This is a genomic window from Chitinophaga skermanii (assembly GCF_003259335.1).
Classification (GTDB): Bacteria; Bacteroidota; Bacteroidia; order Chitinophagales; family Chitinophagaceae; genus Chitinophaga; species Chitinophaga skermanii.
Genome location: NZ_QLLL01000009.1, coordinates 167,275 through 180,635, shown reverse-complemented (window position 1 = coordinate 180,635; position 13,361 = coordinate 167,275). Strand labels below are relative to the sequence as shown.

At 42.0% G+C, this 13,361-nt stretch carries 11 protein-coding genes; 5 read left to right on the top strand and 6 right to left on the bottom strand.

Annotated elements, in window-relative coordinates:
* Positions 1 to 24: 24 nt before the first annotated feature.
* The 5 genes from LX64_RS21655 to LX64_RS21635 all read right to left on the bottom strand — a co-directional run bounded on the left by LX64_RS21655 (position 25) and on the right by LX64_RS21635 (position 3,776).
* Positions 25 to 951 carry a DUF6528 family protein gene (locus LX64_RS21655; protein WP_148707423.1) on the bottom strand — a complete coding sequence of 309 codons (927 nt, stop codon included), beginning with the start codon at positions 949 to 951 and terminating at the stop codon, positions 25 to 27.
* 93 nt (positions 952 to 1,044) lie between these two features.
* On the bottom strand, positions 1,045 to 2,319 hold the full coding sequence (locus LX64_RS21650; protein WP_111599790.1) for an MFS transporter: 1,275 nt from the start codon (positions 2,317 to 2,319) through the stop codon (positions 1,045 to 1,047).
* Positions 2,320 to 2,350: 31 nt separating this feature from the next.
* Positions 2,351 to 2,602, bottom strand: a complete 252-nt coding sequence (locus tag LX64_RS21645; protein WP_111599789.1) for a hypothetical protein — start codon at positions 2,600 to 2,602, stop codon at positions 2,351 to 2,353.
* Between the two features lie 16 nt (positions 2,603 to 2,618).
* The gene (locus LX64_RS21640) at positions 2,619 to 3,212 is read right to left on the bottom strand and encodes a TetR/AcrR family transcriptional regulator (protein WP_111599788.1); all 594 of its coding nucleotides are present in this window, start codon (positions 3,210 to 3,212) and stop codon (positions 2,619 to 2,621) included.
* A gap of 93 nt (positions 3,213 to 3,305) precedes the next feature.
* Complete coding sequence (locus LX64_RS21635; protein WP_111599787.1) at positions 3,306 to 3,776, bottom strand: hypothetical protein; 471 nt, start codon at positions 3,774 to 3,776, stop codon at positions 3,306 to 3,308.
* Positions 3,777 to 4,193: 417 nt separating this feature from the next.
* Between LX64_RS21635 and LX64_RS21630 the strand changes: the two genes are divergently transcribed.
* From LX64_RS21630 to glpK, 5 genes are all read left to right on the top strand, one after another.
* Complete coding sequence (locus tag LX64_RS21630; RefSeq protein WP_111599786.1) at positions 4,194 to 7,274, top strand: SusC/RagA family TonB-linked outer membrane protein; 3,081 nt, start codon at positions 4,194 to 4,196, stop codon at positions 7,272 to 7,274.
* Positions 7,275 to 7,285: 11 nt separating this feature from the next.
* Complete coding sequence (locus LX64_RS21625; protein WP_111599785.1) at positions 7,286 to 8,860, top strand: RagB/SusD family nutrient uptake outer membrane protein; 1,575 nt, start codon at positions 7,286 to 7,288, stop codon at positions 8,858 to 8,860.
* A 17-nt stretch (positions 8,861 to 8,877) separates the two neighbouring features.
* The gene (locus tag LX64_RS21620) at positions 8,878 to 9,648 is read left to right on the top strand and encodes a hypothetical protein (RefSeq protein ID WP_148707422.1); all 771 of its coding nucleotides are present in this window, start codon (positions 8,878 to 8,880) and stop codon (positions 9,646 to 9,648) included.
* 566 nt (positions 9,649 to 10,214) lie between these two features.
* Positions 10,215 to 10,565, top strand: coding sequence for a PadR family transcriptional regulator (locus tag LX64_RS21615; protein ID WP_111599783.1), 351 nt, complete (start codon positions 10,215 to 10,217; stop codon positions 10,563 to 10,565).
* A gap of 24 nt (positions 10,566 to 10,589) precedes the next feature.
* A complete protein-coding gene (gene glpK, locus LX64_RS21610; RefSeq protein ID WP_111599782.1) occupies positions 10,590 to 12,089 on the top strand; it encodes a glycerol kinase GlpK in 1,500 nt (499 codons plus the stop codon).
* 72 nt (positions 12,090 to 12,161) lie between these two features.
* Here the strand turns inward: glpK and LX64_RS21605 are convergent, their stop codons facing one another.
* Positions 12,162 to 12,944, bottom strand: coding sequence for a hypothetical protein (locus LX64_RS21605; RefSeq protein ID WP_111599781.1), 783 nt, complete (start codon positions 12,942 to 12,944; stop codon positions 12,162 to 12,164).
* Positions 12,945 to 13,361: the final 417 nt, after the last annotated feature.

Sequence of the window (13,361 nt, the reverse complement as noted above, 5' to 3'; positions counted from 1 at the left end):
GGGGTATACACCTCGGCCGTTTATTTATAATTTGAATAGATCGTTCTTTTTGTAACTGAATTCGTTTGGTAATACCCACCGTGCTTTATAAATTTTTGTACTAGGAAGCAGGATAATTGAATGACCATCGATACCGAGTACTTCATCTGTCCACCATTTTTCTTTTGGGATAATGATGGCTGTTGGCCAACCTTTCGGCCCGTTCGATACACTTTTGATACCTTTGCTACGTGGTGTTTTGACGGGGGATAATGTTTTTGTTTTTGTAGAGAAACGGTAGATGTTGTCGTGGTTAGTAAACCACAAATCACGTTCACCCCATACAGGGAATAAATCATGCCCTTCCTTACCTGGCAGTGATATTTTTTCTTGCAAAACCAAATGCGCACTATCCTTCGTTTCGAAACGATATACATACATATCATGCATACCTGCCGACCATAACACTTGCTGCTTGCGGTCCCATACCACGTTATGCGCAAACGGCAATTCAATTTTTTGTATTTCCTTTTCAGCCTTCACGTTTGTTGTATCTATTTTGTACAACATCAAATAATTCCCCGTACTGGAAGCTGTTACAATATACCCGCCCGGTAATACTTCCGCGGAATGCGTATTGCCGACTGGTTGGGCATAAAACATAACTTTCTTATCGGCAATTCGTATAAGCGCTGCGCCGCCGCCAGAAGCAACGGTTAATAAATATTCACCATTGTATACAATCTTCGCTTCGCTTGGATTAGAGAATAGTTTCTCATCGCCATTTTGCATATTGTTAGCATCGGCTTTCCATTGCCAAATGATGTTTTTGGTGGGCACATCTACAACCTGTATGCTTTGTGATGCTTGTTCTGCTATTACTAAACATTGTTTGCATGCTTGCAAGGTGTATTGTGCATTTCCTTTCATCCAAAGGAAACACCCCAATATCGCCGCTATGTAAAGTTTCATTTACGTGATTTTATTGTCAACAAGATAACCAATGTAAAGGCAAAAAAATAGGCTGCTTTGCGAGCAACCTATTTCTTAAATATGTATGTTTTACTATTCTGCTGGAACACTAACCGGTTCAGGATTTGGCACCTGGACTGGAGCTGCCTGGGTTTTGGATTGTACCATTTTATTCACTTTATACATCATAAAGATGGTGAAGATCATAGTGCCACAAATCACGTACCCCAATTTATCAAAATTAACAAGCGAGTGATCTGGCCTTTCCGATACAATCAATCCCGCTAAGGCGGCAGCAATACCACCAGAAATTTGCTGTACAGATGAGTTGATACTCATAAAGGCACCACGATCTTGCGGCGTTGGAACAGCTGATAATAATGTTGATGCAGCAATCATCCTAGAACTTACACCGGCAAACATAACCACGCTAATGGCAATTACTACAGGTAATGTACTATGCGTCATGTTGCAATAAATAAATACCAAAATCATAGACAAAACTGATCCTGCCACGAACATTTTGTATTTACCTATTTTATCACTCAAACGCCCTGTAAGTGGACTAATAACCAAGGTAAATAAACCTGTGATAAAGTATACCATAGGCACATCATCAATGGAAATACCGAGGTTATGGGTATTGAAGGCGGTGCCAAATGGCATCAACATAAAACCACCTGTAGCCATTAAAGTAGTTGCCGCAAAACCAAGTAAATATTGTGGTTTGCTAATGGTGTGTTTCAAGTGTACAAATGCGTTGCTATTACGTTCAGTTACTGCCTGTGGAGGCATGTTTTTCAAACCTAGCAGTGCAATACCCAATAATACGCCCAATACAGATAATAGGGTAAATGGCGCATGCCAATTATAAGCGTTCGCTAATTTCAGCCCTATGGGCATACCCAATACTTGGCTGGCACCAAATGCCATTTGAATTAGTCCCATCACGCGTCCACGTATTTCCAACGCGAATAAATCCGTGATGATGGCAAACCCGATAGCGCCCGTTACACCTCCGAACATGCCCGTTACAATACGGGCAATTAATAAGAAATGATACGAAGTAGCAAGGGCACAAAGCATGGTACCCACTACGAATCCTACGTAAAAGAATAATAACATCTTCTTACGATCGAATTTGTCGGCATAACCTGCGGCTAAAAATCCCGTAATACCGGCACTAATGGCATAAGCAGATACAACTAGGCCGAATTGAGAAGGAGTGATGTGCATCGTAGGCATTAAAATCGCACCTAGCGGAGATAATACCATGAAATCGAGCACAATAGTAAATTGCAATACCGCTAGTAATACGATCACGTATACCTGGTACCGCGAAAACAGACGATTTTTCTTGGCTTCCATAAAAAATTATAAGTGTTAAGTATGCGGGTACTTAATCCACTAGCTCCTCGCACGCATACCCGGCGGCATGGAGTAGGGTGGCAATACCTGGTAAGTAGTGTGATGACGAAGTAACAACCCTTAATATTTTATCTTCATCATCCAGCGCAACATTCCAACGCTGTATTTGCGGGTGTTTGTCGAGTGCCGGCTTTACTTTGAGCACATCCCCCGTGTTTTGTAAACTTGTTTTAAACACGCCGACCGCTTGCATGGCGGGCTGGTCGTGGTTTGAGTTCGACATAGAAAAAGTGTTAACGTTAAGAAGGTTTTAAGGCCTTCAATACGAGTGCTAGTGTTTGTTTCATAATGTCGTCGGATAGTTCGAACTTTTCGTTGTGGTAACTTCTCGTTTGTGTATGGAACTTGATGAGTTGATACAACGGTGCAAAGGCAATCGACCAATAAACTTCGAATGGGAGAGGCATTAATTCTTTGCGAGCGATAGCGTTTTGAACGAATGGACCCAGTGTTTCCCGGAAGTGTTGCGTAATAATTTGCCGCGGTTTTTCGTACAAGTTGGAATAACGGATTTTTTCAACGAATTCCACCTCGTTTTGATGCTGGGTGAAATACTTGGCCCGGTTAAACCATTGTAATGCTAATCCTTCCGCAAAACTCATTGTAGGATCAAAGCCTTTCAACGATTCACTCATCATTTCCAACGACGCCTGGATACAGGTCTGAACGATAAGATCCTCCTTGTCTTTATAGTAGATATAAAGTGTGGCCGGTGAAATACCCGCCGCTTTGGCCAGTTTATTCATACTGAATCCATCCAATCCTTCGCTGACGATCAAGGCCATCGTCTTTTCCCGGATCGCTAAAATTTTGTTTTCGTCTCTTGCCCTCATTCAGTCACAAAGATAAGTGAATGAACGTTCATTTATAAATTAATTTTTGCTTAAAACATATTTATCGAGGGAAAGTGCTTCATGCTTAATCGCTTATCTTTTATAATACCGTTCTGCTAACACCACAATAGGCCAGCCAACCGCCACGATCAATATCCCCATGCCTATTAAAACCTGTTCTACGCTCGGTACAATCCGCGGGAGCAGCGAAAGGGGTAACACAATTAAGTTCATCACCAACCAAGTACTCACCCCAAAAAGCACAGCCGCCCAAAATCGGTTCTTTACCACGCGTAGCACCCTAGGGTATAACAAGAAATACATCGCGGTGAAGCCCATGGCTATGCAATAATGTAATACTATACCCAGCAACACAACGCCCATACCTCCCTGGAAGGCCGTCTTTCCCAATACACCACCTGCTATAAACAAGAAAATCTTTTCTACAGCAAAGCCACCGCTACGGATAATAAATTGTATACAGGCTGCTAATCCATCTAGCGTACCCACTATTAAGCCGGCGGTCATGATATGAGAGAAGATTGATTTTTTAACGGGGTGCATAGTAACAAAACGGTGGTTTTTGAAGCCGCTACTACTAATTTACTGCGCGCTTTCGATACCTACAACTGCTGCCGTTCATTTCTCTTAAAGTAGCTATAGTGGCTTATAGTTATCATATTATACACCCACTTATGGGCTTGTTTTGTTAACATATGAACCCCCAATTGTAAACATTCCCAGCACCTCGCCGAACAACCCTTCGCTTAAATTTGAAAAATCGATGTAGGTAGTTTGAAAAGCACGATTGAGTTCCACGTTAGCATAGTCTAAAAATGAAAATTATACACCAGGTCACCCAAATTCATGGCTACATGGATAAACCATTGCCTGCCGGGTTTTAATGCTTTGTAAATACACATTCAACACATAACCAATTATTTATTCCACCGTACAATCCAATTTCTAAAAATTCCAGTTATGCGAAACATGTACAAACAATGCTGCACATGGAAGCTTTGGGCCATGCTATTGGCTATCTTTCTACTGCACCAAGCGCCGGGTTACGCACAATCTAACCAGGTTACGGGTGTAGTAACCACTGATAAAAATGAACCCGTTATGGGCGTCACGATCCGCGTAAAAGGGACCAATGTTGGTACTGCAACTACAGCCGACGGCCGCTACACTATCCAAGCTAAAAAAGGTAATGTTCTTGTAGTTTCCTTTATCGGCTACGCCTCGCAAGAAGTATTAGTAGCAAATTCTAATACGATAGATATCAAACTTGTAGAAGCAAATGCCAACCTCGAAGAACTCGTAGTGGTTGCTTTCGGTGTACAAAAAAAGAAGGTTGTTACCGGCGCTACCGTTAAAGTAAATGCCGGCGATCTGCAAAAGAACCACGCCCTTAGTATGGAGCAAGCCCTGCAAGGCCAGGCTGCAGGTGTGCAAATTACTTCCAACTCTGGTCAACCCGGCGATGCCTTAAAGTTCAGTATCCGCGGTGTAGGCACAAATGGTAATTCTAATCCCTTGTTTATTGTCGACGGTATCGCGGTAGATGATATTTCTTACCTAAACCCCAATGACATTGCCTCTATCGACGTATTAAAAGATGCGGCATCAACAGCTATTTACGGCGCCCGTGCTGCAAATGGCCTAGTAATGATTACCACGCATAAAGGCAAATCTGGCAAAATGCAAGTATCACTCGATGCTTATTATGGTTGGGCAAATCCTTACAAAAAACTCGATGTGCTCAACGCTAAAGAATATGCGATCATTATGAATGAAGCGGCCATCAATTCCGGTAAGGCGCCATTCTATAGCTATGAACAAATTCAACAAATGGGCAAAGGCACCGATTGGCAAGAGGCTGCTACTCGCAAAAACGCACCTATTCAAGCATATACGCTTGGAGTAATGGGGGGAAATGATGTATCAACCTATTCTTCCGCTATTTCTTACCAAGGTCAAGAGGGGGTGATCGGTTTAGAGGATCAATCGTATTTTAACCGTACCAGTTTCCGCTTCAATTCTGAACATAAATTGTATAAAGATCGTGTACGTTTCGGGCAGAATTTAACCTACACGCATGCGCAAAGTAATGGTATCGGCACCGGTAATATCTATAATAACTCGATCCGTGGGTTACTCAATGCCAGTCCTACTTTTCCTGTAAAAAATGAAGACGGAACTTGGGGCACTTCTGCTTTAAGCGCGGAAGAATTGAACCCAATCGGTATCATGTACTACACAAATATGAGTAAGAATATCTCCGATAGAATTGTAGGTAATCTCTACTTAGATGCCCAGGTCGTAAAAGGGTTACGTTTTCGTACAGATTTTGGGCTGGATGTGGGCATGAATTCAACCAATAATTTCGTTCCAAAATATCAACTCACTACCAATAACAAGAATGCTGTTGATTACGCTTCACAGGGTTTATATAGAAATACTACCTGGAATTGGGATAATTACTTTACCTATCAAAAGAATTTTGGTCACCACGACTTAAGCGTAATGGTAGGTATGACGGCCCGCAATACGCAAGGCTTTAACGTGAGTGGTACAAAAGAAGATTTATTGGTGAAAGATTTTTATCATGGCGTCATCAATAATGGGCAGAACAACAACACGCAAAAAACCTATGGCACCCGTAGCGAGTATGCCCTTAGCTCTTACTTCGGCAGGCTTACATACAGCTACAAAGAAAAATACTTGTTGAACGCCACCTTGCGTAGAGATGGCTCTGTGAAGTTCGGCGCTAACAACCGTTACGGCACATTCCCTGCATTATCTGCCGGTTGGATTGTAACCAACGAATCGTTCGACAAACCAAGCTGGCTAAATTTCTTGAAAATACGCGGTGGTTGGGGCCAGAATGGTAACGACCGTATCGTGTCTGATGCTTACTTAGCAACTGTAAGCTCGCAATATCGTGGTTATTATTTCGGTGGCGATACACGCGCCGTGGGAATTTCGCCCGATTATATTCCTAACCCGAATGTAAAATGGGAAGCTTCAGAACAAACCAATATCGGTTTCGATTTGATTCTTTTTAAGGATGTCGAATTAGGATTTGATTGGTACAATAAAACCACCCGCGATTGGCTAGTACAAGCGCCTATTCCTGCTATTGTAGGTACCGGTGCTCCTTATATTAACGGTGGTAACATTGTGAATAAAGGGGTAGAAATTACCGCTAACTATCACCACAATTTCGGAGAATTATCAATTAACATCGGTGGTAATATTGCTTTCAATAAAAACAAAGTAAATGCTATACCAAACCAAGAAGGCGTTATTCACCCAGCATATGGCAACATCCTATCTTCTAATATGGATGAATATTACCGCGCTCAAAACGGTTTCCCCATTGGCTATTTCTACGGTTTAAAAACCAATGGCATTTTCCAAAACCAAGCTGAAATCGATAACTACAAAAACGATAAAGGTACCGTGATCCAACCAGGTGCAAAGCCCGGTGATGTACGCTTCCAAGATCTCAATGGTGATGGCGTCATCAACGGCGATGATAAAACATTCCTCGGCGATCCTAACCCTTCACACACATACGGTATCAATCTTAGCGCTCACTACAAAGGCTTCGATTTCTCCTTGCTATTGAGCGGTGTAGGTGGTAACCAAGTTGTAAATGGTAGCCGCGCTTATGATCGCTTCTATAACAACTACACAACGCAAATATTCGAACGCTGGACGGGCGAAGGTACTTCTAACCGTATTCCTCGCGTAACTATGGGCGATGAAGCGAATGGTAACTACACGAAGTTCTCCGACTTGTACGTAAGCAACGGCGCTTTCATGCGTTTGAAATCTTTGAACATTGGGTACGATTTTAAGAAAACAATCGCTAAACGATTGCCGGTAGAACAACTACGCCTATATGTTTCTGGCCTGAACCTTTACACTTTCACACATTACAAAGGTATGGACCCAGAAGCAGGGTTTGGTGTAGATGCATGGTCGTCGGGTACCGACTTAGGTTATTACCCAATGCCCCGCACGATTATGGTTGGTTTAAATGTTAAATTCTAAAGTCCACGGTTATGAAAAAAATATCCTTATTCATCATTATCGCTGGTATGCTAAGCGCTTGTGGAAAAAACTTCCTCGATATACAACCGGTAGATAAAAAAACAATCGAAAACTTTTATCAAACACCCGACGATGCTTTTGCCGGTTTAGTATCGGCATACAGCGTATTAAACTGGGATGGTTATGGGAATATATTGTTAACAACCGAGATCGCATCTGATAATAGTCACGGCGGTGGTGGCGCTTCTGATAATGGTTTGCGCCAGTGGGATAGAAGCGAGAAAATTTACGATCATAATGCCGCTGCATGGACGAAATACTACACGGGTATTTACCGTGCAAACGTATTACTAGAGAACATCGAACGCGTAGATTTTAAAGGCAATGATGCACAAAAAAACATGTATATCGCTGAAGCTAAATTTTTACGCGCCTATTATTATTTCGATGTAGTGCGCATGTTTGGTCATGTACCATTGGTAACAAAACCATTGAAAACCGGTGAATACTATGTGAAGCAAGCAAGCCCGGATTCGGTGTATGCTCAAATCGCAACAGATTTAAATGAAAGCATTCCTCATTTATTGAATAAAAAATACAGCGAGTATACCAGCACCGAATACGGCCGTGCTACCAAGTGGGCAGCTGAAGCCCTACTTGCCCGCGTGTATTTGTATTACACAGGCTACTACAATAAGCCCGACCTTGCAGGTATTGTAAATAAATCCAACATGCTTACTAACCTCGCAGATGTTATCAATAACAGCGGTTACGACCTAGTTGAAAAATATGGCAACATCTTCCGCGCGAGCGCAGCAAGCACCGCAGAATACGCAGGCCAGAATAGCAAAGAAGGCATCTTTAACATTCAATACACGTATAAAGGATTGAAAGATGGTAACGAACGAAATGGTAACCGCGTACAGGTGATGATTGGTATTCGTAGTCAAAATTTATTGCCTTACTACACCGGTTGGGGTGCTGCCACTATAAACCCCAAAACATGGAACGCTTTTGAAGCAGGTGATACCCGTAAACTGGCCTCGGCTATTTCTATTGCCGAAGAAGGCTTTGGTAACGTTTATTCACTAGGCGACCAGGTACAATACACCGGTTTATTCCAAAAGAAATACACACCATTAAACGATAAAAAGCCCGAAGATTTAGGCGGCGATTTCCAAATTGATAACTATGATAATTACTTAGCTATTCGTTTCTCGGATGTGTTGTTAATGGCTGCTGAATTGAATTTGGATGTGAATCTTGGAACAGCCCAAACATATTACGATCGTGTAAGAGACCGCGCCTTTGGTGATCAAACGCACCGTAAAACATTAGTAGCAGGAGCAACAGGCGTGAAGTTGATTATGGATGAACGTCGTTTCGAATTTGTAGGGGAGGGTTTGCGTTATTGGGATTTGTTACGTCAAGGATTGAACACAGCGAAAGCCGCGATTGATAATACTTCTAGTGATGCTACGCTGAATGTAAATTTCCGTGTAGAAACGAAAGGCTTGTTTGCCATTCCAGAATCGCAAATCAATTTATCCAACGGCACCATCGTCCAAAATGAAGGATGGAACTAGTGCATAAAATATTGATCATGAAAAAAATTACATCGACATTATATATCGTGTGCATCGCTTTGTTGAGCGCGTGTTCTTCGAAAGAAGATCGCATCGCCTTAGGCAATCCATTACCTGCTTCCTCGTTAAAATTCACCGTTACACAAACCGCTGGTTACGATAACGAATTAACCATGGAAGCCACTACCCCCGGAACAATTCCGTTTTGGGATTATGGATTTGGTGTTAGTAATGAAAGGAAATTCAAAGCCGTTATTCCATTCGCTGGCCAATACCCCGTTAAGTATTACGCCTATGGAAAATCGGGCCCTAGTGTTGATTCGGTATCTGTAACCGTTTCGCAAAACGACCCCAACTTTTTCAGCGATGCTAAATGGGATTTACTCACCAACGGCATCACCGGCAAAACATGGGTATGGGCTCCCGATAATCCATTCAAGTGCATCACAGGCGGCGGAAACTACACCGATACTGAACCCACTTGGTGGAAAGACAACCTTGCAGATGCCACCCCGTATCTCAATGATAAAATGATGTTCGATTTAAACGGCAACTACAACTTCGTCCTAAAAACCCCCACAAAAAACTCCCCCGGGAAATTCTCCTTCAACCCCGCCACCATGAAACTTTCATTCATTGGCACAGACATATCAAAAGGACAAAACTGGAATTACGATGTCATCAAACTCAACACAAACGAACTCGTTATAGCAGCCACCCACATCGAAAGCTGGGGCGGCTACCGCAACTTCTACTATTTTAAACGCGAAGGCTACGTTTACCCGTAACCCTTAGTTTTTGGTGTCCTAAAAATCAAAGGGCTGCACCCCAGAAATGCAGCCCTTCTTCAAAAAACTACCTATATACCTAGCCCCATTTACCTCAACATAAACCTTCAATTCCCAATCCCCTCCAACCAATCGTCTCACTCAATCACCTAACTCAATCACCCCTCCCAACCAACAAACTCGCATTAACCCCATCAGCATTGTATTGAGGAAACTTGGTTATGCGGAAAACCGCCGCACTAAACCCCAATAACACCCCACCGCCCCATACGACGCAAATCCCCCAATAGCCCCCATACGCCCGCAAAACCACATTCCGAAATACAATGCGGGGCCCCGCCCCGGCCCAGGAGGGGCAAAGTCAAATAGAGAACACCTTCCCAAAAAATAAACAAAAAGAAGAAGATAGTTCTAAAGCCCCCTCAAAACACCTAAACAAAACAAAAAAATCACATAATAAAAAAGCAAGCAGTTCTTCAAAACACCTGGACAAAACAAAAACAAAAAATCACCTATAAAGAAGAATAGCAATAAACCCTTCGGAGAAAATCCCCTACATTTATCCAATGGAGAATAAGCAAAACGCCTATTTCATCACCCGTTGGCAATCTCAAATCAAAAAAGGTTTGTTCGAATACATTATCATGTTATTACTTCAAAAGCAAGAACGCTATGGGTATGAACTGATCAATGAAATAAAACAACTCGCCGATATGGATATTGCCGAAGGAACTATTTACCCTTTGCTGAGCCGACTAAAGAAAGAAAAATTACTCGATTCTCGTTGGGTGGAAATGGATGAAGGCGTACCTAGAAAATATTATAAACTTACACCTTTAGGTAACGATTACCTCGAAGCCATGTATCAATACTTAGGCGAATTAATGACGGCCATTGCCGACTTAAAAAAAGTGTAAACTATCTCACGTAAGGAAACGGATATGAACGATCAACCGCAATATATTTTGTCATTAGACCTCGGCTCAAGTGCTGCAGGCGTTGTATTGTTTAATAAGAAAGGGCAGGTGGTCATGCAGTTGCAGAAGGAGTATGAAAAATACTACCCGCAGCCCGGTTGGATTGAAGTAGATCCCAACGAAATATGGTTCACATTACTTTCGGTGATTGAAGAATTGAAAGCCGCTAAAGGATTAACAGCCACGCAAATTGCCGGTATCGGTATTGCGAACCAAAGAGAAACCACCGTCATCTGGAATAAACAAACAGGGCAACCTATCTACAATGCTATCGCATGGCAAGATAGAAGAGCCTCTAAACTGTGCGACGAATTCCGCTATCAAGGCTTCTCCGAAATGATCCGCGAGAAAACCGGCTTAATGCTCGATGCCTATTTCTCGGCCAGTAAAATTTCTTGGATACTCGAGAATGTACCCGGTGCACGCATTAAAGCAGAACAAGGTGAACTGGCTTTCGGTACCATCGATGCTTGGTTAGTATGGCGACTAACCGGCCAACGCCAACACGTAACTGATATTACCAACGCATCGCGTACGATGCTCTTCAATATACATTCGCTGCAATGGGATCAAGAACTGTTGAAACTGTTTAACATCCCGCACAAGCTATTACCAAACATTTGTAGCAATAGCGAAGTAGTAGGACATACCATTGCCAGTATGTTTGATGGCCCTGTAGCCATTGCTGGTATAGCAGGCGATCAGCATGCCGCTTTATTCGGCCAAATGTGCTTAGAGCCCGGTATGGTAAAGAATACGTACGGAAGTGGTTGCTTCGCCCTAATGAATATTGGCGAACAACCTATTTTGTCGCAACATAACTTGTTAACCACCGTTGCTTGGAAGCTAGGCGATAAGGTAACCTATGCTTTAGAAGGCAGCGTATTTGGTGGTAGCTCTGTATTCCGTTGGATAAGAGATGGCTTGGGGATTATTGAAGCCACAGCCGAAATTGAAGAATTGGCACAAACTGAAGAAGATAACGGTGGCGTACTATTTGTACCAGCTTTATCAGGCTTAGGTGCCCCTTATTGGGACCCATACGCTCGTGGTATGATCATCGGTATCACACGTGGCACCTCTTCCGGTCATATTGCACGGGCTGCCTTAGAAGGTGTAGCCCTAGGAATTGCCGATGCATTAGAGGCAATGGAAAAAGATTATGGCCAAGGTATCCGCGAACTACGTGTAGATGGTACATCGGCCACATACGAGTTCTTCATGCAAATGCAAACTGATATCTTGCAATACCCGGTTATTCGACCAAATGTAATGCCTGCCTCCGCCTTAGGCGCCGCTTATTTAGCAGGCTTAGCTACAGGTTTTTGGTCGTTGGATGAATTGCAATCCCAATACGCTGTAGGCCAAATGTTTAAACCCGGCCACGCCAGCGAGCAACGTATACAACTCAAACAAAAATGGAAAAAAGCCATCGCCCGGGTGAAAAACTGGGATATGGATTAAGATACAAACAAGCCGCCTCTAACCCGTAAGAGGCGGCTTGTTTGGTTTTAAGTGATTATAGAAATTAATTAGTTAGAGTTGTTTGGAACAATATATGCCACATGCTGCTGTAACAGTAACTGCAGCTCCTACAACAACAGGAGCACCTCCTGCAATTAAAGTAGTTAAACAAGTTGAATAATAACCTGTACATACCGCGGCAGCCGTTACCATACATGATCCTGTACAATTAAGCCAAGCACGAACTGATCCCGTTTCTTGTGGGTAAGGATCATTAGGATTAATTATCGGTGAAAACATTGGATCATAAGCATGTATTTCATCGATAATACCATTCCTAACTTTATAGTACCCCGCTTTTGCACCATGTAAGGAAAGAACTTCGATAGAAGTATCTGGTGTCATAGGCCATGTTGTCTTAACTTCATTTAACAGGATATCTAGGTAATCTCCATTGGGTTTCTGTATTGATAGCAAGCCTCCTTTCAAAGGCTTACCGCTAATCTGTGAACCACCACGAAATTGAGTCGTATATACTAATGTCGTGTCTCCATTTGTTTCAACAGCTTTAGTAATTTCTGTTGTCCTAAAATCAAGATTGACAACATATAGATCAGAGCCAGCACCAACATAAAAATTGGTGTCACGCGCAAATTCAGAACTCTTTCTTTGGGTAATTAAAAGGGATTTTTGCTCTGCTATTTTTAATTGCGTTCTATGGATATAAGAATCTTTGGCAATTTCATCTGCACTTTTATCCTGAATGGGAGTAATGGCGTGTTCCTTTTTACAAGACGCTAATAAAGAAATAATGAGCACAACAAGTGTTGGCACTAAATAAAATAAACGTTTCATGATGAAAAGTAGAGTTTGGGTTATAAATGCTAGTTAGGTTAACCTTACTAAGGTTTAAAAAATCATTACGGGTTAATTGTCTTTTCGAAAAGATGTATTCTAAAGTAATATCAAAGTATCAATTATTCAAATGTTTTGTTTAAAAAAATATAAACAAAGTTTATAACGTATTGATATGTGCACTCTTACTAGATAAAAATATTATACTTCGCTTTCAGCAGGCCTTTAGCATCATTATTAATATTTTCCTTACTGTAAATAAACCAATTCACTGCTAATCATGTTAATTTTTTATCATTCTTATGATTTAATTTGGACTTATATCGTATTCCGATGTACCTTGTATCGCCATGGTAACATATCATTACGAGGTATGAAATGAACCAGGGGCCAAGATTCTTGTTTTCGAATGGAGAA

Coding starts and splice junctions, on each gene's coding strand:
- LX64_RS21655 (WP_148707423.1), bottom strand. CDS start 951: ATGAAACTTTACATAGCGGCGATATTGGGGTGTTTCCTTTGGATGAAA.
- LX64_RS21650 (WP_111599790.1), bottom strand. CDS start 2,319: ATGGAAGCCAAGAAAAATCGTCTGTTTTCGCGGTACCAGGTATACGTG.
- LX64_RS21645 (WP_111599789.1), bottom strand. CDS start 2,602: ATGTCGAACTCAAACCACGACCAGCCCGCCATGCAAGCGGTCGGCGTG.
- LX64_RS21640 (WP_111599788.1), bottom strand. CDS start 3,212: ATGAGGGCAAGAGACGAAAACAAAATTTTAGCGATCCGGGAAAAGACG.
- LX64_RS21635 (WP_111599787.1), bottom strand. CDS start 3,776: ATGCACCCCGTTAAAAAATCAATCTTCTCTCATATCATGACCGCCGGC.
- LX64_RS21630 (WP_111599786.1), top strand. CDS start 4,194: ATGCGAAACATGTACAAACAATGCTGCACATGGAAGCTTTGGGCCATG.
- LX64_RS21625 (WP_111599785.1), top strand. CDS start 7,286: ATGAAAAAAATATCCTTATTCATCATTATCGCTGGTATGCTAAGCGCT.
- LX64_RS21620 (WP_148707422.1), top strand. CDS start 8,878: ATGAAAAAAATTACATCGACATTATATATCGTGTGCATCGCTTTGTTG.
- LX64_RS21615 (WP_111599783.1), top strand. CDS start 10,215: ATGGAGAATAAGCAAAACGCCTATTTCATCACCCGTTGGCAATCTCAA.
- glpK (WP_111599782.1), top strand. CDS start 10,590: ATGAACGATCAACCGCAATATATTTTGTCATTAGACCTCGGCTCAAGT.
- LX64_RS21605 (WP_111599781.1), bottom strand. CDS start 12,944: ATGAAACGTTTATTTTATTTAGTGCCAACACTTGTTGTGCTCATTATT.